The organism is Bacteroides sp. HF-162, assembly GCF_015679285.1.
In the GTDB taxonomy this organism is placed as follows: Bacteria; Bacteroidota; Bacteroidia; order Bacteroidales; family Bacteroidaceae; genus Bacteroides; species Bacteroides uniformis.
Window position 1 is genome coordinate 560,769 of the sequence record NZ_CP064937.1, and the last position, 21,587, is coordinate 582,355.

20 protein-coding genes are annotated in these 21,587 nt (G+C 46.9%); 12 read left to right on the top strand and 8 right to left on the bottom strand.

All coding sequences use genetic code 11. The features are described 5' to 3' along the window. Positions 1-394: 394 nt before the first annotated feature. A complete protein-coding gene (locus tag ITJ87_RS02210) occupies positions 395-2,200 on the bottom strand; it encodes a long-chain fatty acid--CoA ligase (protein WP_117964720.1) in 1,806 nt (601 codons plus the stop codon). Positions 2,201-2,342: 142 nt separating this feature from the next. On the opposite strand from ITJ87_RS02210, the gene ITJ87_RS02215 reads away from it, so the two are divergent. Further along, positions 2,343-3,413 (top strand): M20 family metallo-hydrolase, encoded by a 1,071-nt coding sequence (locus tag ITJ87_RS02215; RefSeq protein ID WP_117588744.1) that lies wholly within the window; start codon positions 2,343-2,345, stop codon positions 3,411-3,413. Between the two features lie 7 nt (positions 3,414-3,420). On the opposite strand, the gene ITJ87_RS02220 is transcribed toward ITJ87_RS02215, so the two are convergent. Genes ITJ87_RS02220 through dut form a run of 4 tightly spaced genes read right to left on the bottom strand, consistent with a single transcriptional unit; the run spans position 3,421 to position 7,653 of the window. Further along, positions 3,421-4,713: a murein hydrolase activator EnvC gene (locus ITJ87_RS02220; RefSeq protein WP_196096308.1), complete on the bottom strand. Its 1,293-nt coding sequence runs from the start codon at positions 4,711-4,713 to the stop codon at positions 3,421-3,423. 42 nt (positions 4,714-4,755) lie between these two features. After that, a complete protein-coding gene (locus tag ITJ87_RS02225; protein ID WP_117703846.1) occupies positions 4,756-5,343 on the bottom strand; it encodes a DUF4292 domain-containing protein in 588 nt (195 codons plus the stop codon). Further along, positions 5,321-7,171, bottom strand: coding sequence for a tetratricopeptide repeat protein (locus ITJ87_RS02230; protein WP_117964716.1), 1,851 nt, complete (start codon positions 7,169-7,171; stop codon positions 5,321-5,323). Before ITJ87_RS02230 ends, ITJ87_RS02225 begins: the two co-directional genes overlap by 23 nt. 47 nt (positions 7,172-7,218) lie before the next feature. Next, positions 7,219-7,653, bottom strand: a complete 435-nt coding sequence (gene dut / locus ITJ87_RS02235) for a dUTP diphosphatase (protein WP_117703874.1) — start codon at positions 7,651-7,653, stop codon at positions 7,219-7,221. A 183-nt stretch (positions 7,654-7,836) separates the two neighbouring features. Here dut and ITJ87_RS02240 point away from each other — a divergent pair, with 183 nt between their 5' ends. Then, a complete protein-coding gene (locus tag ITJ87_RS02240) occupies positions 7,837-9,165 on the top strand; it encodes a deoxyguanosinetriphosphate triphosphohydrolase (protein ID WP_117964714.1) in 1,329 nt (442 codons plus the stop codon). 28 nt (positions 9,166-9,193) lie between these two features. Here ITJ87_RS02240 and ITJ87_RS02245 read toward each other — a convergent pair whose 3' ends face one another. Both ITJ87_RS02245 and ITJ87_RS02250 read right to left on the bottom strand, forming a co-directional pair. After that, positions 9,194-10,171, bottom strand: coding sequence for a GNAT family N-acetyltransferase (locus ITJ87_RS02245; RefSeq protein ID WP_117964712.1), 978 nt, complete (start codon positions 10,169-10,171; stop codon positions 9,194-9,196). Positions 10,172-10,214: 43 nt separating this feature from the next. Continuing rightward, positions 10,215-11,033: a 1-acyl-sn-glycerol-3-phosphate acyltransferase gene (locus ITJ87_RS02250; RefSeq protein ID WP_117964710.1), complete on the bottom strand. Its 819-nt coding sequence runs from the start codon at positions 11,031-11,033 to the stop codon at positions 10,215-10,217. 213 nt (positions 11,034-11,246) lie between these two features. Between ITJ87_RS02250 and ITJ87_RS02255 the strand changes: the two genes are divergently transcribed. From ITJ87_RS02255 to ITJ87_RS02265, 3 genes are all read left to right on the top strand, one after another. Beyond that, positions 11,247-11,750 carry an RNA polymerase sigma factor gene (locus ITJ87_RS02255; protein ID WP_117964708.1) on the top strand — a complete coding sequence of 168 codons (504 nt, stop codon included), beginning with the start codon at positions 11,247-11,249 and terminating at the stop codon, positions 11,748-11,750. 372 nt (positions 11,751-12,122) lie between these two features. Beyond that, positions 12,123-12,626, top strand: a complete 504-nt coding sequence (locus tag ITJ87_RS02260) for an RNA polymerase sigma factor (RefSeq protein WP_117964706.1) — start codon at positions 12,123-12,125, stop codon at positions 12,624-12,626. 118 nt (positions 12,627-12,744) lie between these two features. Continuing rightward, positions 12,745-12,882, top strand: coding sequence for a hypothetical protein (locus ITJ87_RS02265; RefSeq protein ID WP_158562784.1), 138 nt, complete (start codon positions 12,745-12,747; stop codon positions 12,880-12,882). Between the two features lie 184 nt (positions 12,883-13,066). Here the strand turns inward: ITJ87_RS02265 and ITJ87_RS02270 are convergent, their stop codons facing one another. Then, positions 13,067-13,312: a hypothetical protein gene (locus ITJ87_RS02270; RefSeq protein ID WP_227204056.1), complete on the bottom strand. Its 246-nt coding sequence runs from the start codon at positions 13,310-13,312 to the stop codon at positions 13,067-13,069. Between the two features lie 123 nt (positions 13,313-13,435). Here ITJ87_RS02270 and mraZ point away from each other — a divergent pair, with 123 nt between their 5' ends. The 7 genes from mraZ (at position 13,436) to murD (ending at position 21,585) form a co-directional block, all read left to right on the top strand. Further along, positions 13,436-13,912 (top strand): division/cell wall cluster transcriptional repressor MraZ, encoded by a 477-nt coding sequence (gene mraZ / locus ITJ87_RS02275; protein WP_117964704.1) that lies wholly within the window; start codon positions 13,436-13,438, stop codon positions 13,910-13,912. A gap of 10 nt (positions 13,913-13,922) precedes the next feature. Then, the gene (rsmH, locus tag ITJ87_RS02280) at positions 13,923-14,843 is read left to right on the top strand and encodes a 16S rRNA (cytosine(1402)-N(4))-methyltransferase RsmH (RefSeq protein ID WP_117600286.1); all 921 of its coding nucleotides are present in this window, start codon (positions 13,923-13,925) and stop codon (positions 14,841-14,843) included. A gap of 9 nt (positions 14,844-14,852) precedes the next feature. Further along, positions 14,853-15,203 carry an FtsL-like putative cell division protein gene (locus ITJ87_RS02285; RefSeq protein ID WP_005830386.1) on the top strand — a complete coding sequence of 117 codons (351 nt, stop codon included), beginning with the start codon at positions 14,853-14,855 and terminating at the stop codon, positions 15,201-15,203. Between the two features lie 87 nt (positions 15,204-15,290). Further along, positions 15,291-17,429: a penicillin-binding protein gene (locus tag ITJ87_RS02290; RefSeq protein WP_117600207.1), complete on the top strand. Its 2,139-nt coding sequence runs from the start codon at positions 15,291-15,293 to the stop codon at positions 17,427-17,429. 43 nt (positions 17,430-17,472) lie between these two features. Further along, a complete protein-coding gene (locus ITJ87_RS02295; RefSeq protein WP_117600206.1) occupies positions 17,473-18,921 on the top strand; it encodes a UDP-N-acetylmuramoyl-L-alanyl-D-glutamate--2,6-diaminopimelate ligase in 1,449 nt (482 codons plus the stop codon). Positions 18,922-18,929: 8 nt separating this feature from the next. After that, positions 18,930-20,198 carry a phospho-N-acetylmuramoyl-pentapeptide-transferase gene (gene mraY / locus ITJ87_RS02300; RefSeq protein WP_117600205.1) on the top strand — a complete coding sequence of 423 codons (1,269 nt, stop codon included), beginning with the start codon at positions 18,930-18,932 and terminating at the stop codon, positions 20,196-20,198. A 52-nt stretch (positions 20,199-20,250) separates the two neighbouring features. Beyond that, positions 20,251-21,585: a UDP-N-acetylmuramoyl-L-alanine--D-glutamate ligase gene (gene murD / locus ITJ87_RS02305; RefSeq protein WP_117964702.1), complete on the top strand. Its 1,335-nt coding sequence runs from the start codon at positions 20,251-20,253 to the stop codon at positions 21,583-21,585. Positions 21,586-21,587: the final 2 nt, after the last annotated feature.

The following is a 21,587-nucleotide window of genomic DNA, read 5'->3' on the forward strand; positions in this document are numbered from 1 at the left end:
GCAGATTACGGCATCACCCTTCTCTCCCTCGCCTAAGAGTGAGGCTTTCATTATCTACAAGAGAATCCCCCCCGGCACCGCGGCAAATTAACCTCTCCATTGCGACAAACTAACTATTTTCTCGCATCTCATTATTCTTATCACAGTCATGTTAGTTTCTTACAACAGCTGTATTCTTTTCTTATAACAGCTGTGTTCTTTTCTTACAACAGCTGTTGTAAGAATAATAAGAAGCATAAAAACTGCCAGTCAGCAGTATACAGATGATTAGTTTCTCGCAGTGCAGGGGGTAGTTTCTTTCTGTTCAGAAGAAGGAGATAAAAAACAGACCGTCCGGCCCGGAATGAAAAAGATTCACCCCAGGTCGGACGGTTATAAACAAAAAAACAAAGTTTTATTCTTCGTACATCTTATCAATCAGCTCCTTGTAGTTCTTTGCCACAACAGAACGTTTCAGCTTCAGCGTATTCGTCAGTTCCCCACGCTCCATGCTGAATGGTTCCGGCAGAAGTGTGAAACGCTTCACTTGCTCATAATGGGCAAATTGCTGCTGCAAGGTATCGATACGGGCACGGAACAACGCCTGTATCTTGGGATGTTGCAGTAACTCATCCATATTGCCGTATGCAATGTCTTTCTCCTTGGCATAATCCTTCACAAAGCCATAAACGGGAACTATCAAAGCGGAAACAAACTTACGCTCATCGGCAATGACAGCAATCTGGTCAATGTAACGGTCAATAGCCAGCTTCGTTTCTAATGCCTGCGGCGAAATGTATTTTCCGTTAGAGGTCTTGAACAAGTCTTTGATACGCTCCGTCAGATACAGATGACTATCCTTCAAATAACCGGCATCACCCGTGTGGAACCAACCGTCACGGTCGATGGCAGCAGCCGTTGCCTCCGGTTTCTTGTAGTATCCGGTAGTGATAGTCTTACCACGAAGAAGTATCTCGTTATTCTCGCCAATCTTCACCTCCACATCAGGCATCACCGTACCTACGGAACCAATCTCATAGCCTTCGTTGAGGAAGCAGGAAACGGTAGCCGTAGATTCCGTCAGACCATAGCCCACCACCATGTTTATACCTACAGAATGCACAAACTCGCAGATTTCATCGGGCACAGCAGCACCTGCCGTAGGGAAGAAATTACCGTTCTCAATACCTATCGTCTTCTTCAGCAGAGCATAAATGGTCTTTTCGTAGAACTTGTATTTCAGATGAAGCATCATCGGAGGAGTCTTTCCTTGACGCACATAATCAATGTTATGCGTCCTGCCCACCTTGATGGCATCCAACATCATCGCCTTACGCAGACCGGTTTCCTGGGAAATCTTCTCCTGCACACCGGCATAGACTTTCTCCCAAAAACGGGGTACACTGCACATCAGTGTAGGACGTATCTCTTTAATAGTAGTCTGTATATCTTGTGGACGGAGATTGATGCAGACCTGCACCCCCCGGTGTATACAAAGGTAGGTCCATGCCTTTTCGAATACATGGGTCAGCGGAAGGAAGTTCATGGAAACATCCTGGTCTGTTATGAAAGGCAATCGGATATCATGAATGCGGAAAGCCTCTCTATAATTGAAATGATGGAGCATGACACCTTTCGGCTCACCGGTAGTACCGGAAGTATAAAGGATATTGGCGAGGTCATCATCTGAGGCAGCTGCTGTACGTTCTTCTACAATGGCATTGTGCTGCAACTCTTCATCCATTGCCATAAATTCATCAAAATAGATGGAAGTCATGTCGCGCGGATCTTTCACCACAGCACGGTCGAAGATGATGAGCTGCTGCAGAGACTGGCAAAATCCGAACACACTGAAAGCGGCATCGTACTGGAACTGCTCGCCTACAAACAGATAACGTATCTGTGCATCGTTGATGATATACTGTGCCTGAGCCGGTGAGCTGGTAGCATACAAAGGTATAGTCACCGCCCGGTTGGCGAATGCACCGAAATCAGTAAAGAGACATTCGGGTTTATTCTGCGAGAAGATACCGATATTCTCTTGCGGCTCTATTCCCAAAGCCACCATTGCATTGGCAGTCCGGCGTACAGTCTGTGAGAACTCTTTCCAAGAGATGGGTATCCATTGTGCAGTTTCATAGTCTCTGTATTTCAGGGCTATTTTGTCTCCATACTTCTCTGCCTGGCGGTGCACCAGAACAGACAAATGATGATAAGTCATAACTTTTGATATTGGTAAATACGGTACAAAGGTAGTGGTTTCATTTGAAACTAATCCGATATTAGCGGGTAATTATTCAATATGGGTACTCCTTTCCGTTTTTTATTCGTAAGTTTGCAGCAGGATTATTTATTTACCGAATATGATTTACGATATACCGACTTTAACTTCCGAAGCAATCGGATTGCTCAAATCACTGATAGCCATTCCTTCCTTGAGCCGCGACGAGGAGAAAGCGGCGGATTATCTGCAGAACTATATCGAAATGCAAGGCATGGCAACAGGACGTAAAGGCAACAATGTATGGTGCCTCAGCCCGATGTTCGACCTAAAGAAACCGACCTTGCTGCTGAATTCCCATATCGACACCGTAAAACCCGTCAACGGGTGGCGGAAAGATCCTTTCAAACCAACGCTGGAAAGTAATGGAAAGCTCTACGGGCTGGGCAGCAACGATGCCGGAGCCAGTGTAGTCAGCCTGCTGCAAGTATTCCTGACATTGTGCCGCACCACTCAGGCCTACAATCTGATATATCTTGCCTCGTGTGAGGAAGAAGTATCAGGCAAGGGGGGAATAGAATGCGTATTGCCGGAACTCCCTCCCATACAGTTTGCCATTGTAGGCGAGCCGACAGAGATGCAACCTGCCATTGCAGAAAAAGGATTGATGGTGCTGGACGTAACTGCTACCGGAAAATCGGGACATGCTGCCCGAAACGAGGGAGATAATGCTATATATAAGGTATTGGATGATATTGCCTGGTTTCGTGATTACCGTTTTCCAAAAGAATCTTCCCTGTTGGGTCCCGTGAAAATGAGCGTAACCATGGTAAACGCCGGTACACAGCATAACGTCATTCCCGACCGTTGTACTTTTGTCGTAGACATTCGCAGCAACGAGTGTTATAGCAATCAGGAGCTATTCGATGAAATACAGAAACACATCACGTGTGAAGCCAAAGCCCGCTCCTTCCGGCTAAGCTCTTCACACGTAGCTCCGGAGCATCCGGTAGTGCAAAAGGCTATTACCATGAAACGTACTCCTTTCGGCTCACCGACCTTGTCCGACCAGGCACTGATGCCGTTCCCTTCTCTAAAGATGGGACCAGGGAAAAGTGCCCGTTCACACACTGCCGATGAATTTATCTTTGTCAAGGAGATAGAGGAGGCGATAGGAATGTATTTGGAGTTGCTGGAAGGAGTGAAAATTTAAATTATCATTATCTGTTCAGCCACGGCTCCGGATTCAGTTTTTCCTTCTCTTTCCTCAATTGGAAATGTAGCACCGTACGACCATTGTCGGCCCCATCCGAGAAGATTTGTCCGAGGGTCTGTTTGGTGGTAACATCATCGCCCTGCTTCACCGAGGCCGATGACAAGTTGCAATAGACGGATATATAATTCCCGTGACGGACAAGGATATTGAACAGTCCGTTCAGTTTAAAGACAGCCGCCACTTTACCATTGAAGATGGCGCGGGCTTGGGCACCCGGTTTCCCTTGTATATCGATGCCTTTATTGTCCAGCTTGACATTGCGCAAACCTTCTACAGAATACTGGCCGTAATGGCTGGTAATGATATACGCTCCAGTGATGGGCATCGGCAGCTTACCGCGATTATTAGCAAAATTCCCGGATAATTCACGGTCTGCCTTACTCATGGAGTAAGTATCCAAAGGCTGTGCCTTTGGCTTTGCGGACGTAGAGGCAGTCGCAGTTTTCTCACCAGCCTTTTTACGTGCGGCTGCCTCACGGCGCGCTTCTTCTGCCGCACGTTTACGCGCTTTCTCTATCTCTTCCACTATCAGGCGGTCAATGCGTGCATTGAGCTGATTGGCTTCACGGCGTTTCTTATTCAGTTCGTTCTGCAATCCCCGCTGTTTCTTTTTCAGATTGGCCACCAACAACTTCTGTTCCTTCTCCTGCGCTTCCAGCTTGACTTTCTCCTCTTCACGTTCTTTCAGCAATCCTTCCTTGGCAGCCTTCACTTGCTGAAGCTCAGCCTTCTTACGGTTCAGCTGTTCCTGCTTTTTCAACACCTCCTCGCCTTGCAGGCGCTGATAAGTGGCATATTCGCGTACATAACGCATGCGTCGATAGGTCTGTGCCAGGCTCTTGGCAGAGAAAATGAACATCAGCTTCTCTTCAATGGAACGGTTCTTATACAAATATTGGACGGACGATTCATATTTCTTCTTCTTGTCCTTTAGGTCACGTTGCAAGCGAGTCAACTGACGTCCCAATGAAGACAACTCGCGCTCTATGGATTCCACATCATTATTGATAGTCAGAATATAACGTCTGCGTTCTTCTATCTGTCCGGTCAGTGCAGCAAGACCTTTCAACTGGCTTCCCACATCCTTCTTGGTGGTTATCAACAGCGTCTCCGACTCTACTATCTGTTTCTGCAAGGCACCACGCTTGCTTTCCAGTTCCTTAATCAGCTTGTTGGACTGGGCAAAGAGCGGAGAAACCGGCAAAAGGAGGAGAAAGAAGAAAAGGAGAAGCTTCATAAGTTATAAGGGATTATCCAACAACTATCAATTATCAACTAATCAAAGGTCCATCAGCATTTCCAGCAGTTCCTCCAGCTCCACCTCTTTATATTTCTGTGAGAGCTGGGTAGGGGCCAGTACAAAAGGCTTATCCGAGAAGTTGGAAAGTTCAATCTTTCCCTTTTCTAGAGAGGGTATCCCGAGTTCCTTGCCGGTAAGCACCTTCTTACCATTGGGTTTGGAAGCAGCATAAAGCAGTTTCTCCAAATGGGCAAAATCCGCCTTCTTGGGCAGCACATCCTTCAGTTCCTTACGTGTTGCACGGACATAACGTTTTCCCATACGGTCTACCAACAGAATCTCATCCGGGGTGACTTCCATACGTGCCACCTCCGTACGAAGTATCGGCATCAGAAAGGAAATCTGCATGCATTCTTCCTTCTTCAACTTCATCGTACCGTTCACAGTAAGGGTGGCATCTTTATGGGGTACCGTCAGCTGCACTTTGGAGGAAAGGCAGGCAGATTCTCCGGACAGAGAACTTGAGTGACGCGAAGTCTTGCAACCGGCAAGCCCCACAGCCAGCAACAACAGCAAGGACAATAGGCGGCACGTCCTTGCCATATCATTCAGCAGGTTTAGTTTCATCTGATATATATTTCTTTTTTTGTATTTTCTGTTTCAACGTATCAGAGCGATTGCCCTTATCCCAGGCTTGTTTCCAGTATTTCAAGGCACCTTCCGCATCGCCAGTCATGTAATAGATATCTCCGCAATGTTCCAAGACCACGTCACTGCTATCTTTATCATTCTTTATCGCCTCATCTATGTAGAGACGCGCCTCGGCATAATTACCTTTAACAAACAATATCCATGCATATGTATCGAGATAGGTGGAATTGTTCGGCTCGGCTTTCACTGTCTTGTAGCTCATCTCTTCCGCCTTGTCTAAGTCGCGACGCTCCACGGAAAGATAATATGCGTAGTTATTCAAGGCACCGATGTTTGAAGGATTGTACACCAAAGCGGAATCATAAGCCGCATAAGCTTCCGCATGCAGATTCTTGGTGTGATAAGCATCACCGATAATGGCATAAAAATCTGATACGACCTCCTTCTTGCTATCGTCCTTGACGTGTGACAAAGCCTTTTGACAGATGGCAAGAGCATCATCCGTCCGTTCCGCCTGGTTGTAGGCAATGGCCAGATAGAAATAGAACTCCAACATATCGGGATTGGACTCCACACCGGCTTCGCACAAATTCATTATTTCCTTGTAATCCTCCTGGCGCACGGCTTCCCCCAGCAATGTCATACGAGCCGCTGTGTTGGTAGGGTCTATCGCCAGAACCTGACGCAGAACCGGTCCTGCCTCCTTGTTCATTCCTTTGGAAAGAAGATATTGGGCATACAGCAAAGGTAATTGTGCCTCATCGGGCTCCTGCTCCATGATACGGTTGAAGAGCGTAATGACACGTGTGCTGTCCTTGCCTGCCTGCTCATTCTGCACGATGAACTGCCGCATCACATTCAGTTTGGTGTCCGAAGCCACTTTCTTGTTCAGTAACAGCGTGTCCAATTGCTGTTCATATAGTTCCTTCTGTCCGGTCTCTTCGTAGTAAGAAGCCAATGAGTACATGGCCATTGCATTGTCCGGCTCTTCGGCCAGCACCTTCTTGTAAATCTCATAAGCTTCCTGCTTTTTCCCGTTCTGCATATAGACATCCCCCAGTACCACCTGATAGCGCCTATCGTTGGGATACTCTTCTACCAGACTTTCTATTTCATGAAAGGCGCTCTTGTCGTCCTTCTTTTGCAGATAGATGCGGAACTTCTCCATACTGAGCTGTTCGTTCTTGCCCATCCGTTCCTCGAGCTTGTTCAGTATACCGATAACTTTGTCATACTCTTCCTGGCGGTTGTAAATCTCCAGCAAGTTGTATAGCGGGTCCAGCTTATCCGAGAAACGTACCGCCATATTTTCCAACAAGACAGCGGCTTTCTCCGTTTCGTTTTGCTGCATGTACAGATTGGCAAGTCCCTGGGCATACCAGTAATTGTCGGGAGCATTCTCCACCGCCTTTTCCAACGCGGCTTGTCCCAGCGGCACCTGCTTGAGGAACATATAATACTGGGCCATCTCATACAAAGCCGATGATGCGTTCGGGTTTATCGTCAGGCAATGTTGCAGGACATCAAAAGCTGCATCATAGTCTTTCTGGACTTTCAGACGGGCGGCCTCAAGAAAGAAGTAGTCGTAACGGCGCTGCTGTTCGGGGGTAAGCTCCTTTACGGGCGAAACATCGGCTTTCTTCGACTTCTTCCGTTTCTTCAATTCCTTCCGTGCCTTTTCAGGCCGACCGTACCCGCTCATTTTCTCCTTAGAAGCTTGAACATTGGCAGCCTGCACTCCATACGTAGTAAGGCAGAAGGCACCTATCAACAACGCAAGTATTATTTTTACTCTGATTCTCATCTATTTAATTATAAATTCTTAGCCCGTAAAAACGGAACAATATCCATTCATTTTTTACCCGTATGCCCGAAGCCACCGGCACCGCGCTCCGTCTCATCCAGCACTTCCACTTCCTGCCAAAGAGCTTGTTCGTGACGCGCTATCACCATTTGTGCAATCCTCTCCCCATCTTCGATGACGAAGGTTTCTGCAGAAAGGTTGACGAGAATAATACAAACTTCACCACGGTAATCGGCATCAATCGTTCCAGGGGAGTTCAGCACGGTAATCCCCTTCTTAATGGCCAATCCGCTACGCGGACGCACTTGCGCCTCAAATCCTTCCGGAAGAGCGATATAAAGGCCAGTAGGCACCAGACACCGCTGCATCGGAGCCAGCGAAATAGATTCATTAAGGTTTGCACGGATATCCATTCCTGCAGACAGCTCAGTGGCATAAGCCGGAAGCGGATGCTTTGATTTATTGATGATTTGTACGTTCAACATGATGTTATTTACGATTTGACGATTTACAATTAGGGCTACTTCTATTCTTACAATTCGAGTAATTCAAGTTTCGCAATTCATCTCCGTTTCACTATAAACTTGGGCGAAAATACGGCTTTTTATACAAAATAGTGATACATTTGCAGTTAAATAATAGTAACTTCAATCGTAAATAACATCATGATGAATTGGAATACGCTCATATCTGCCAAACGTTTCGGACTGGAAGAGTTTCATCAGGAACGCCATGAAAACCGCTCGGAATTCCAACGTGACTATGACCGCCTTGTCTTCTCCGCCCCCTTCCGCCGTCTGCAGAACAAAACCCAGGTATTCCCTCTTCCCGGTAGTGTATTCGTCCACAACCGATTGACGCACAGCCTGGAAGTATCATGTGTAGGTCGCTCACTAGGCAACGATGTATCGAAAGCTCTCATTGCCCGCCGTCCGGAACTGCAAGACAGCTACCTCACCGAAATAGGCTCCATCGTTTCCGCCGCCTGCCTGGCACACGACTTGGGAAATCCTCCTTTCGGACATTCGGGAGAACGAGCAATTTCCACCTTTTTTTCTGAAGGAAAAGGAATGTCCCTGAAGGGCCAACTGACACCTGCCCAATGGGAGGACCTTACTCACTTTGAAGGAAATGCAAATGCGTTCCGCCTGCTTACCCACCAGTTTGAGGGAAGGCGACAGGGAGGATTTGTACTCACCTACTCCACCTTGGCAAGCATCGTGAAATATCCCTTTTCATCGAGTCTTGCTGGCAAAAAGTCAAAATTCGGTTTCTTCATCACAGAGGAAGAAAGTTTCCGCCGCATAGCAGAAGAGTTGGGTATGGAGAAGCAGAACGATGCCCCGTTGAAATATGCCCGCCACCCGCTAGTCTATCTGGTGGAAGCCGCCGATGACATCTGCTACCAGATGATGGATATTGAGGATGCTCACAAACTGAAAATTCTGACTACACAAGAAACCAAAGAGTTGCTTCTTTCTTATTTCTCGAAAGAGCGCCAAGCACACCGGCTCAAAACGATGGAGATAGTAAGTGACACCAATGAGCAAATAGCCTATCTGCGTTCCAGCGTTATCGGGCTGCTTATCGGCGAATGCGTGCAAGCCTTTGTAGACAATGAAGAAAAGATTCTGAAAGGAGAATTTGAAGGAAGCCTCATCAACCATATATCCGAGGTACCAGCCAATGCCTACAAGCACTGTGCAGACATCTCCCTGAAGAGGATTTACCGCTCACGCGACGTACTGGACATTGAACTTGCCGGTTTCCGCATCATCAGTACCCTACTCGAACTGATGATTGACGCCGTGCGTTCTCCAGAAAAGGCATATTCGCAACTGCTCATCAATCGCGTATCGGGCCAGTACAACATAAAAGCGCCTGCACTCTATGAAAGAATGCAGGCGGTACTGGATTACATCTCCGGAATGACAGATGTATTTGCACTCGATTTATACAGGAAAATAAACGGGAATAGCTTGCCAGCGGTATAACAGACGACAAGCATTCTTCCGGATAGTCCTATGATACAACCTTATTTGCTCCCGACGTAAGCTTGCATGCCTCCGGTGCGCTCGCTATGAATGACTCGATGTGGCGAATGCGCTTTTCTGCTAAAATCTCGTCCACGGCAATCAGGATACCCGTTTCCTCCACATCTCCGAAACCGTAATTGATGGCTGTACCGAACATACGCATGGTAGGGCTGAGACTCATATAGGCATTCACCAGAGGGGGAATATTATACCCCGCCTTACGGATTTCACAATTCAAAATCTTATAGTCTTCCTTAAAAGAGTCTTTACAGAAGAGAGCTGCCAATTCATTCTCGTCCGATTCCAGAAGTAACGGCTTCATCGGAGTAATCAGGTTGTCCTTATCCGCAAAGTGTTTCCGAAGAAAATAAAGAATCTTATCACGACTCTGACGATGATAGCTGGGATACATAGTCACCTTTCCGAAGAAATACTTCACATTGGGCATGACTACGGTCAGTGCGCCCAAACCATCCCACAGATTATCCAACGCAAACAGACCTTTACTGTCTGCACGCGTAGACTGATACTCCAACGTAACGAACGAACGTCCCAACTCAATGGTCGTAGGAAGATAGTCCTTCAAAAATTTATCCGAAAAGTTAAACATATGGGCAGTTGCCAGAATAGGGGCACCATGTTCGTCAAAACGCACATCCGTACCCAAGATATAACGGTATCCACCCAAAATTTCTTCAGCTTCCGGATTCCAGACAATCAACTGCTTGTACGGATTGTCCATGATGTCATATTCGTCAATATCCATAGACTTGCCCGTTCCTCCTCCCGCAGCGCGGAACGCAATCTCGCGCAAACGGCCGATCTCCTTCATGGTATTCGGAGAGTCTTGGGCAGTAATGATATATATCTGGTTATGACTTCTATTGGTCATACGCAGGCGCTTCTCCTCAGTCAACTCCGCTTTCAACAGCTCCTTGCTTATCGGTGCAATTACATCTTCCATATTTCTCTGTTAGTAGTTCTTCTTTTATATAAATACGGTCTCTCTACAATTTATATACAATATCCTTCACATATTGCGCCCATCCAGCCGGGCTTTTCGATTTATCGAAAGTTTGCCAGGGGATAGGCTTCCCTATGGTGATAGTAAATGTTTTATGGCGATTCTTCAGCATTTCATCTGCCAGGTAAAGCATGGCGATATTGAACTTGACACCCAACATCTTACAAAGATTGGCAAGATTATAAAAGAAATTGGAGTTCCGCCCTTCGAAGTGGATGGGAACTACATCACGGTGGGCTTCGACACTCTTCACGATAAAGGTCTTTTTCCAATCCAAGTCACGGATGACCCCATTCTGCCTACGTGAACAAAGACCTGCGGGAAACATGATGAGCTGATTGTCCGAAGCAAATCCCGCCTCCACCATTCTCGGGAAGTCTTTGGCCTGCTTTCCCGTCTTGTTGATGGGGATGCAGAGCGGTGCCAGTCCGTGCAGGTTCATCAGCAGGTCGTTGACCATATATTTCACCTTGCCGCCATAAAAGGAGCCCAAGACATAACCCAACGCCACTCCGTCCTGCCCACCCAGGGGATGGTTGGATACAAAAGTATAAAGCCCTTCTTTAGGCAGATTCTCCTCCCCCTTTACCACAATATTGGCATCAAGGAACTCCAGACAAGCTTTCAGAAAATCCACACCGACTTTATCTTTCGACTCCCGCAAAAAGACATTCAATTCCTCTTGATGAACGATATGCTTCAAATAAGAAACTACGAACTTGGGGATATACTTAGACTTCTTCGGAGCCTTTTCCCGAAGTATCTTGTCTATGTCAATCAAAAATAAAGAGTCGTCAGCCATTCTTCTTTTGATGAAATGAATGTGCAAAATTAACTCATCTTTTTAATTAATCGCAAAAAAAGGACAGAAAACTACACCCGAAATCTATCAAATAACACCTAAAAACTATCAATTGACAGTTTTCCCCCTAAAGTGTGTTTGAAATCCGTCTGCCTGAAAAAGAAAACTTCCGTAAACTTGCAATATCATGATTAACGAAAAAACATAGCACATATGAACAATATAACATTTAAAAAAGACCTGCTCGGAGTTCAAGACGATTTATTGCGTTTTGCATACAAACTTACTTCCGACCGTGAAGAAGCCAACGACCTCCTGCAGGAAACATCCCTGAAAGCTCTGGATAACGAAAAGAAGTATACTCCCGATACCAATTTCAAAGGATGGATATATACCATCATGCGTAATATCTTCATCAACAATTACCGCAAAGTGGTGCGTGACCAGACTTTTGCGGACACCACGGATAATCTCTATCACCTGAACCTGCCGCATGACACCGCTTTTGAGAGCACAGAAAGGGCATATGATTTGAAAGAGATGCACCGCATTGTCAACGCCCTGCCACGGGAGTACAAGATTCCCTTCTCCATGCATGTCTCCGGCTTCAAGTACCGCGAAATTGCAGAGAAGCTGGGGTTACCCTTAGGTACGGTAAAGAGCCGCATTTACTTCACCCGCCAAAGATTACAACAAGACTTGAAGGATTTTGTTTAAGAACCCAGCATATAAAACCAGTGATTTCCATAAATTAAGAAGAGTACAAATTTTAGTTGTATCAAAAGAGAGAAAGGTAGGCAGGGACAATCCCATGTCTACCTTTCATGGTCTCGCCTTTATATTTCTGCACGAACATATTCAAGCCGTTACACTTTGCGATAATATTATTTACAAAAATCAGGTAGTAACCTCTGGTTACATTCCACCTTTCCAGCTATCCGAAGCACTGAAAGCTAACCAAAACCACCTGAAAACTGCCAATTATTAGATTTCCCCCCAAAGAGAGTTTGATTTCCGTCTATCAAAAAAAGAATCATCCATAACTTTGCATCATCAATAAAACGAACAATAATTAAAAAAACATCCATTATGAATAATAGAACATTTACCCAAGACCTACTCGGAGTTCAAAACGACTTATTACGCTTTGCATATAAATTAACCTCCAACCGCGAAGAAGCCAACGATCTGCTTCAAGAGACATCATTAAAAGCTCTGGGCAATGAAGAGAAGTATACACCTGATACCAACTTTAAAGGATGGATATATACCATCATGCGTAATATTTTCATCAACAATTACCGTAAAGTGGTACGTGACCAGACGTTTGCAGATACCACAGACAATCTCTATCATCTGAATACACCGCATGACCTCACACTTGACAGCACAGAAAGTGCTTACGACCTGAAGGAAATGCACCGCATTGTCAATGCCCTGCCACGTGAGTACAAGATACCTTTCTCCATGCACATTTCCGGTTTCAAGTACCGTGAAATCGCAGAAAAGCTGAACCTCCCACTTGGAACAGTAAAGAGCCGTATCTTTTTTACCCGCCAGAAGCTGCAGCATGACTTGAAGGATTTCAGATAAGAGAATACGGCAAGCAAAGAATTGTTTATTTATTGGCCGGATAAAAAAGAAATATACCAGACAATCATAGAATACAAACCAAGATACCTAAAGAAAAACCGAGTGATTAATAAACAACATGAAGAAACAGACAACCATTACAGCCTGCACATTTGTAACAATGGCAATGGAAGCTCCTGCTGTTTTTGTCGTACAGCCGGCCATGAGCAAGCACGTCAAGTACGCAGGTATGGCACTACGTACAGCTGGTCAATGAAGACAAACTTGACTCGCTGAACAGCATACAGTAAAAAAAAGATTTATCCACCGGATTCTGTGGATGAATATAATAATCAACCACCCTAGGGGAATATTATCACTCCTCCCCATCATCTCCCGGCAAACGGTAACGTTCACAAAAAAAGATGGGAAATTAACAAAAAAGAGTTAAGAAGTTAATACTAAAACAAGGAAGAGTTAAGAAAGAGCTTTATCCCAAACTTTGGTTTTTCCAAACCAAGCCTTGAGATAGAAAAACCAAGGCTTGGTTTAGATATCCGCAAGGCTGGGAAAGAAGTTTCCCGCCCAAGACACCATTCCACCAACAAGCGACTTTCAAACCAAAGACCCGCCATCTCTAACTGAATCTTTTCAAAAGAGACTACACAAATTCCCCCACCAGCAAAGTGCTTCAAAAGTAGCTTCATTATCAAATGAATAAGCTATCAACAAGGTGTTGAAAACTTCTTCCTAAGATTTTAGTTAAAAGATTGTGGGGAATTGTGGGGAAATGTGTATTTTTACCGTCGCTTATTATAATAAGGTGAGAAATGATACAATTCTTAGGTAATATCGAGGCGAAGGCAGATGCAAAAGGAAGAGTTTTCATCCCGGCCACCTTCCGGAAACAGCTGCAGGCCGCTTCCGAAGAAAAGCTCGTGTTGCGCAAGGACGTATATCAGGATTGCCTGGTGCTCTACCCGGAAAGTGTATGGTTTGCCACCCAAAACCAACTTCGCTGCCGGCTGAATAAATGGAACGCCAAACAGCAAATGATTTTCCGCCAGTTCGTAAGTGACGCGGAAATCATGATCCCTGACGGGAACGGACGCATCCTGCTCCCAAAGCGTTACCTGCAAATGGCGGGTATACAAAGTGATGTCCGCTTCATTGGCGTGGACAACACAATAGAAATCTGGGCCAAGGAACGTGCCGAACAACCATTCATGAACCCTGACGAGTTCAGTGAGGCTCTTGAAGAGCTGCTGGGAGACGAAAATATTTGCTGTGACGAAAATAAGCTATAAACAACAGATGATGAAAGAAGAAACAACATATCATATCCCCGTATTGCTGATGCCGAGCGTAGATGCGATGAGCATCCGTCCGGACGGCACGTATGTAGACGTAACGTTTGGTGGAGGAGGACATTCGCGCGAGATACTGTCCCGCCTGGAAGACGGCGGCCGGCTGCTGAGCTTCGACCAGGACGAGGATGCGGAACGCAACATTGTGAACAACCCGCATTTTACATTCGTACGCAGCAACTTCCGCTACCTGCACAACTTCCTACGCTATCACGGCATCGAAAAAGTGGATGCCATACTTGCCGACCTCGGCGTATCTTCCCATCACTTTGATGACAGCGAACGGGGATTTTCCTTCCGCTTCGACGGAGCACTGGATATGCGTATGAACAAGCGTGCCGGCCTGACAGCTGCCGACATCGTGAATACCTACGAAGAAGAAAAGCTGGCCGATATTTTTTATCTGTACGGCGAGCTGAAGAACAGCCGGAAACTGGCATCTGTCATTGTTAAAGCACGGGCTACGCAGAGAATTGCCACCATCGGCGAATTTTTGGAAATCGTCAAGCCACTCTTCGGCCGCGAACGTGAGAAGAAAGAACTAGCAAAGGTATTCCAGGCATTGCGCATTGAGGTAAACCAGGAAATGGAGGCACTGAAAGAAATGCTGTATGCAGCAACAGAAGCGCTAAAGCCGGGAGGCCGTCTGGTGGTGATAACCTATCACTCCCTGGAAGACCGTATGGTGAAGAATATCATGAAAACCGGCAACGTGGAAGGCAAGGCCGAAAAAGATTTCTTCGGGAACGTATTGACCCCGTTCCGGCTGGTCAACAACAAAGTAATTGTACCGGACGAGGAAGAGATAGAGCGCAATCCGCGTTCGCGCAGCGCCAAGCTGAGAATTGCAGAAAGAGTAACGAATGATTAGTGACTAGCAATGGAAAAGAAACAAGAAGAAAAGAATACGGAGAAGGTGAAAAAACGCACCTCACTGAAAAACATCATAGGAGGCGACATTCTGGCCACAGACTTCTTCCGCCGTCAAGCCGGATTGTTGTTCCTTATCATGGTGCTTATCATTATTTACATCAACAACCGTTACGAATGCCAACTGCAACTGATAGAGATAGACAACCTTAAAAAAGAGTTGATAGACATCAAGTACGATGCCTTGACACGCAGTTCGGAATTAATGGAACGGAGCCGCCAATCGCGCATCGAGGAATACATCGCCACCAAAGAAAGTGATTTGCAGACTTCCACTAATCCACCGTACTTACTAAAATAATGGAGAATTGAGGATTAAAGTAATTTCAATAGCACATCGTAAATCGTTAAATCGTAAATAACATTGGCTGTAAATAAAAAAAACATAATGACCCGTTACTTCTTCGTCGTCCTACTCATGGGGCTGGTGGGGATAGCTATTGTTGTGAAAGGCGCCATGATTATGTTTGCCGAGCGACAGTACTGGCACGATGTAGCCGACCGCTTCGTCAAAGAGAATGTAACGGTGAAGCCCAACCGGGGAAATATCCTGTCCTCGGATGGTAAACTGATGGCAAGTTCGCTGCCGGAATATAAAATATATATGGACTTCATGTCCGGCGAAAGGGACGAGAAGCGCCGCAAAAAGGACCAGCAGCGCAAGGATTCTATCTGGAAAGCCAATTTCGATTCCATCTGTATCGGGCTTCATCAGATTTTTCCGGACATCAGTGCCGCCACCTTCAAAAGCCATCTGCGCAAGGGGCGGGAGATGAAGAGCCGGAACTACAACATTCTTCCCAACCGCAACCGGCGCATCTCTTACATTCAGTATAAGGAAGCCAAGCGGTTACCCGTATTCAAGATGAACAAATACCGAGGCGGTTTCCACGAACAGATATACAACCAGCGTAAAAAGCCGTTCGGTTCTTTGGCAGCCCAAACCCTGGGCCGTCTTTATGCCGATACAGCCATGGGAGCCCGCAACGGCATTGAGTTGGCCTTCGACACCCTGCTGAAAGGACGGAACGGTATTACCCACCGTCAGAAGGTGATGAACAAATACCTGAATATCGTAGACCTTCCCCCGGTAGACGGTTGTGACATCATATCCACCCTCGACGTAGGCATGCAGGACATCTGCGAAAAAGCCCTGGTGGACAAGTTGAAGGAAATCAATGCCAATGTCGGGGTAGCCGTACTGATGGAAGTGGCTACCGGAGAAGTAAAGGCCATTGTCAACATGATGAAAGCCGGAGACGGCAATTACTACGAAATGAACAGTAATGCCATCAGCGATATGTTGGAACCGGGCTCCACCTTCAAGACAGCCTCCATTATGGTGGCACTGGAAGACGGCAAGATAACCCCGGATACCGAGGTAGACACGGGCAACGGTATTATGAATATGTACGGCAGCAAGATGAGAGACCACAACTGGCACCGGGGAGGCTATGGAAAGATAGATGTGACACGTATTCTGGAAGTTTCTTCCAATGTGGGCGTCTCCTACCTCATCGACAAGCACTACAAGGATAATCCGCAGAAGTTCGTGGACGGTTTGAAGCGCATGAGCATCGACCAGCCGCTTCATCTGCAAATTCCTGGTGAAGGAAAGCCCAACATCAAAGGACCTAAAGAGCGTTATTTTGCCAAAACGACTTTACCGTGGATGAGTATCGGCTACGAGACCCAGGTACCTCCTATGAACATACTGACCTTCTACAATGCCATAGCCAACAATGGGGTCATGGTACGCCCCAAGTTTGTGAAAGCAGCGGTAAAGGATGGTGAGGTAGTGAAAGAATATCCTACGGAAGTAATCAATCCCAAGATATGTTCCGACCATACCCTGACACAGATCCGCGAAATCCTTCGGAAAGTGGTATCGCAAGGTCTGGCAAAACCCGCCGGCAGCAAGCAGTTCTCCGTATCGGGCAAGACGGGTACGGCACAGATTTCTCAAGGAGCAGCCGGATATAAGTCGGGACGGGTGAACTACCTTGTAAGTTTCTGCGGATATTTCCCCTCGGAAGCACCTAAATACAGTTGCATCGTTTCCATTCAGAAGCCTGGGTTACCAGCTTCAGGCGGTCTGATGGCAGGTAGTGTCTTTGGGAAAATAGCGGAAAGAGTTTATGCCAAAGACCTGCGTTTTGACATACGCAGTGCCATAGACAGTACCACCAATGTGATTCCTCCCGTGAAAGCCGGAGAGATGAACGAGGCGCTCCTTGTATTGAACGATCTGAAAGTTCCCGTCCAGAAACAGTTCTCCGAACAAAAGAAAAAGGAGCAGTGGGGACATACACAAGCTGCCCCGTCGGCAGTCATCCTGCAAGACCAGGAACTGGCCTCGGGCACCGTGCCCAGCGTGGTCGGTATGGGAGCGAAAGATGCAGTCTACCTTTTAGAGAGCAAAGGACTGAAAGTAAGGCTAAACGGCGTAGGACGGGTGAGGAACCAGTCCATAGCAAGCGGCAGTCGGATAGTGAAAGGACAAACCATAGCCCTGACACTACGTTAACATGAGAATAAACAAGATTTGGATATACATTATATAATAAGGTATGAAATTAAGTGATTTGTTGGCAACAATACAGCCGGTCCGGATTGCCGGAAGTACAAACATGGAGATAACGGGAGTGAATATAGACTCCCGCCTGATAGAAACCGGACATCTGTTCATGGCCATGCGTGGTACGCAGACCGACGGGCATGCCTATATCCCAGCTGCTATCGACAAAGGGGCTGTCGCAGTATTGTGTGAAGAATTGCCGGAAGAGCTCAAGACCGGCACCACCTACATTCTGGTGAAAGACAGTGAAGATGCCGTAGGGAAAGTGGCCACCACTTTCTATGGTGACCCTACATCCAAGATGGAACTCATCGGCGTGACCGGAACCAACGGAAAAACAACCGTTGCTACCTTATTATATAATACTTTCCGCTACTTCGGCTACAAGGTCGGACTGGTTTCCACTGTATGTAATTACATCGACGACCAGCCCGTACCGACCGAACATACCACCCCGGACCCAATAACCTTGAACCGCCTACTTGGAGAGATGGCGGACTCCGGCTGCAAGTATGCCTTCATGGAAGTCAGTTCCCATTCCATTGCCCAGAAGCGCATCAGCGGTCTGAAGTTTGCCGGCGGTATTTTCACTAATCTGACCCGCGACCATCTGGATTATCATAAAACGGTGGAGAACTATCTCAAGGCCAAGAAAAAGTTCTTCGACGAACTGCCGAAAGGAGCTTTCAGCCTGACCAACCTGGATGACAAGAACGGACTCGTGATGACACAGAATACCCGTTCGAAAGTATACACCTACTCTTTGCGCAGTCTTAGCGACTTCAAAGGCAAAGTCTTGGAATCTCATTTCGAGGGAATGTTACTTGACTTCAACAACCACGAGCTGGCAGTACGTTTCATCGGAAAATTCAATGCCTACAACCTGCTGGCGGTATTCGGTACTGCCGTATTGCTGGGCAAGAAAGAAGAAGATGTACTGGTTGCCCTCAGTACGCTGCGTCCGGTAACCGGCCGCTTCGATGCCATCCGTTCACCGAAAGGCTACACTGCCATTGTGGACTATGCGCATACTCCAGACGCCCTGGTCAATGTATTGAACGCCATTCACGGAGTGCTGGAAGGAAAAGGAAAAGTGATTACCGTTGTAGGTGCCGGCGGCAACCGCGACAAAGGCAAGCGTCCCATCATGGCCAAAGAATCCGCCCGCTTGAGCGACCGGGTCATCATTACCTCCGATAACCCGCGCTTTGAAGAGCCGCAGGACATCATCAACGACATGCTGGCGGGGCTGGATAAAGACGACATGCAGAAAACCATCAGCATCACCGACCGCCGCGAAGCCATCAAGACAGCCTGCATGCTGGCACAGCCGGGAGACGTGATTCTCGTTGCAGGCAAAGGGCATGAGAATTATCAGGAGATTAAAGGCGTGAAACACCATTTTGACGACAAAGAGATATTAAATGAAATAATTAAATAATTAACATTATGTTATACTACTTATTTCAATGGTTAGACAAATATGACTTCCCCGGTGCGGGCATGTTCGGCTATACATCCTTCCGTTCGTTGATGGCAATCATTCTGGCATTGCTCATTTCGAGCATCTGGGGAGACAAGTTCATCAATCTACTGAAGCGCAAGCAAATTACCGAAACGCAACGTGATGCCAGTATCGATCCATTCGGTGTGAACAAAGTGGGAGTACCCAGCATGGGCGGTGTCATCATTATTTTTGCCACACTCATTCCTTGCTTGCTACTGGGCAAGTTAGACAATATTTATATGATATTGATGCTGATTACCACAATCTGGTTAGGGTCGCTAGGATTTGCCGACGACTACATCAAGATATTCAAAAAGGACAAGGAAGGCCTGCACGGTAAGTTCAAAATCATCGGTCAAGTAGGTTTAGGACTTATCGTCGGATTGACTCTCTACCTCAGCCCGCAGGTGGTTATCCGCGAGAACATAGAAATAGAGAAGCCAGGGGGACAAATAGAAGTAGTACATGCAGCCAAGGAAATCAAGGCAACGCAGACCACCATCCCGTTCTTCAAAAGCAACAACTTCGACTATTCCGACTTAGTAAGCTTTATGGGTGAACATGCCCAAACAGCAGGTTGGATATTGTTCGTGATTATCACTATTTTCGTAGTTACCGCCGTCAGCAACGGAGCCAACCTGAATGACGGAATGGACGGAATGGCGGCAGGGAACTCCGCCATTATCGGACTAACCTTGGGAATACTCGCCTACGTGTCGAGCCACATTGAATATGCCGGCTACCTGAATATCATGTACATTCCCGGCTCGGAAGAACTGGTAATCTTTATCTGTGCCTTCATCGGTGCACTTATCGGCTTCTTATGGTACAATGCCTATCCGGCCCAAGTATTCATGGGCGATACGGGCAGTCTGACCATTGGAGGAATCATCGCAGTATACGCCATCATTATTCACAAGGAACTGCTGATACCCATCCTTTGCGGTATCTTCCTGGTGGAGAACCTCTCGGTCATCCTGCAACGCCTCTACTACAAGACAGGCAAGCGGAAAGGCGTGAAACAACGTCTCTTCAAAAGAACGCCGATACACGACCACTTCCGCACTTCCATGAGCCTGATAGAACCGGGATGCAGCGTGGTATTCACCAAACCGGACAAGCTGTTCCACGAATCCAAAATCACCATCCGCTTCTGGATTGTGACGATTGTACTAGCAGCGATAACAATTATAACATTAAAGATTAGATAATGTGGGATGCATTAGCATAGTTTCCACATTGACATATTAGTATATAAATATTATGAGTAGAATTGTAGTATTAGGAGCTGGCGAAAGCGGCGCAGGCGCTGCTGTACTGGCCAAAGTGAAAGGTTTCGACACGTTCGTCTCCGACATGTCTGCCATTAAAGACAAATACAAGGAACTGCTGGATAAATACGGCATTGCCTGGGAAGAGGGACACCACACAAAAGAGCTGATTCTGAATGCTGACGAAGTGGTGAAAAGCCCCGGTATCCCCAACGACGCTCCGCTCATTGTGAAATTAAAGGAAAAAGGTACGCCCATCATCTCTGAGATAGAGTTTGCGGGACGGTACACTGACGCAAAGATGGTCTGTATCACCGGCTCAAATGGAAAGACTACAACCACCTCGCTCATTTATCACATCTTCAAGAGTGCAGGACTGAACGTCGGCCTCGCCGGCAACATCGGCAACAGCCTGGCCTTGCAGGTAGCCACGGAGCAGCATGATTACTACGTCATTGAGCTGAGTTCCTTCCAACTGGACAATATGTATAACTTCCGTGCCAACATTGCCGTACTGATGAACATCACTCCGGACCACTTGGACCGTTACGACCACTGTATGCAGAAATATGTGGACGCCAAATTCCGCATCACCCAAAACCAGACACCGGAAGACGCTTTTATCTTCTGGAACGACGACCCCATCATCAAGCGCGAACTGGACAAGCATGGCCTGCGCGCCCATCTTTACCCGTTCGCTGCCGTAAAGGAAGACGGAGCCATCGCATACGTGGAAGACGGTGAAGTGGAAATCAACGAACCGATAGCCTTCAATATGGAGCAAGAGGAGCTGGCGCTGCACGGCACACACAACTTATACAATTCATTAGCCGCTGGTATCTCGGCCAACTTGGCCGGTATCCGAAAAGAATATATCCGCAAGGCTTTGTCCGACTTCAAGGGAGTGGAGCACCGATTGGAGAAAGTAGCCACCGTACGCGGCGTAAGCTTCATCAATGATTCCAAGGCAACGAACGTAAACTCCTGCTGGTATGCCCTGCAAAGCATGACCGGCAAAACCGTACTTATCCTCGGCGGTAAGGACAAAGGAAATGATTATACGGAAATCGAAGACCTTGTACGCGAAAAGTGCTCTGCCCTGGTATATTTGGGATTACACAACGAAAAGCTGCACGACTTCTTCGACCGCTTAGGATTGCCCGTAGCTGATGTTCAGACCGGCATGAAGAATGCCGTAGAAGCAGCCTTCAAACTGGCAAAGAAAGGTGAAACCGTGTTGCTCAGCCCTTGCTGTGCCTCCTTCGACCTCTTCAAGAGTTATGAAGACCGCGGCGAACAGTTCAAAGCATGTGTCAGAGCACTATAAAA

Bases quoted from the DNA above. Each gene is read 5' to 3' on its own strand.
- ITJ87_RS02230 (WP_117964716.1), bottom strand. From the start codon at position 7,171: ATGAGAATCAGAGTAAAAATAATACTTGCGTTGTTGATAGGTGCCTTC.
- murD (WP_117964702.1), top strand. From the start codon at position 20,251: ATGAGTAGAATTGTAGTATTAGGAGCTGGCGAAAGCGGCGCAGGCGCT.
- ITJ87_RS02285 (WP_005830386.1), top strand. From the start codon at position 14,853: ATGGAAAAGAAACAAGAAGAAAAGAATACGGAGAAGGTGAAAAAACGC.
- ITJ87_RS02245 (WP_117964712.1), bottom strand. From the start codon at position 10,171: ATGGAAGATGTAATTGCACCGATAAGCAAGGAGCTGTTGAAAGCGGAG.
- ITJ87_RS02220 (WP_196096308.1), bottom strand. From the start codon at position 4,713: ATGAAGCTTCTCCTTTTCTTCTTTCTCCTCCTTTTGCCGGTTTCTCCG.
- ITJ87_RS02265 (WP_158562784.1), top strand. From the start codon at position 12,745: ATGAAGAAACAGACAACCATTACAGCCTGCACATTTGTAACAATGGCA.
- mraZ (WP_117964704.1), top strand. From the start codon at position 13,436: ATGATACAATTCTTAGGTAATATCGAGGCGAAGGCAGATGCAAAAGGA.
- ITJ87_RS02250 (WP_117964710.1), bottom strand. From the start codon at position 11,033: ATGGCTGACGACTCTTTATTTTTGATTGACATAGACAAGATACTTCGG.
- ITJ87_RS02290 (WP_117600207.1), top strand. From the start codon at position 15,291: ATGACCCGTTACTTCTTCGTCGTCCTACTCATGGGGCTGGTGGGGATA.
- ITJ87_RS02270 (WP_227204056.1), bottom strand. From the start codon at position 13,312: ATGAAGCTACTTTTGAAGCACTTTGCTGGTGGGGGAATTTGTGTAGTC.
- rsmH (WP_117600286.1), top strand. From the start codon at position 13,923: ATGAAAGAAGAAACAACATATCATATCCCCGTATTGCTGATGCCGAGC.
- ITJ87_RS02210 (WP_117964720.1), bottom strand. From the start codon at position 2,200: ATGACTTATCATCATTTGTCTGTTCTGGTGCACCGCCAGGCAGAGAAG.
- ITJ87_RS02255 (WP_117964708.1), top strand. From the start codon at position 11,247: ATGAACAATATAACATTTAAAAAAGACCTGCTCGGAGTTCAAGACGAT.
- ITJ87_RS02225 (WP_117703846.1), bottom strand. From the start codon at position 5,343: ATGAAACTAAACCTGCTGAATGATATGGCAAGGACGTGCCGCCTATTG.
- mraY (WP_117600205.1), top strand. From the start codon at position 18,930: ATGTTATACTACTTATTTCAATGGTTAGACAAATATGACTTCCCCGGT.
- ITJ87_RS02295 (WP_117600206.1), top strand. From the start codon at position 17,473: ATGAAATTAAGTGATTTGTTGGCAACAATACAGCCGGTCCGGATTGCC.
- ITJ87_RS02260 (WP_117964706.1), top strand. From the start codon at position 12,123: ATGAATAATAGAACATTTACCCAAGACCTACTCGGAGTTCAAAACGAC.
- ITJ87_RS02240 (WP_117964714.1), top strand. From the start codon at position 7,837: ATGATGAATTGGAATACGCTCATATCTGCCAAACGTTTCGGACTGGAA.
- ITJ87_RS02215 (WP_117588744.1), top strand. From the start codon at position 2,343: ATGATTTACGATATACCGACTTTAACTTCCGAAGCAATCGGATTGCTC.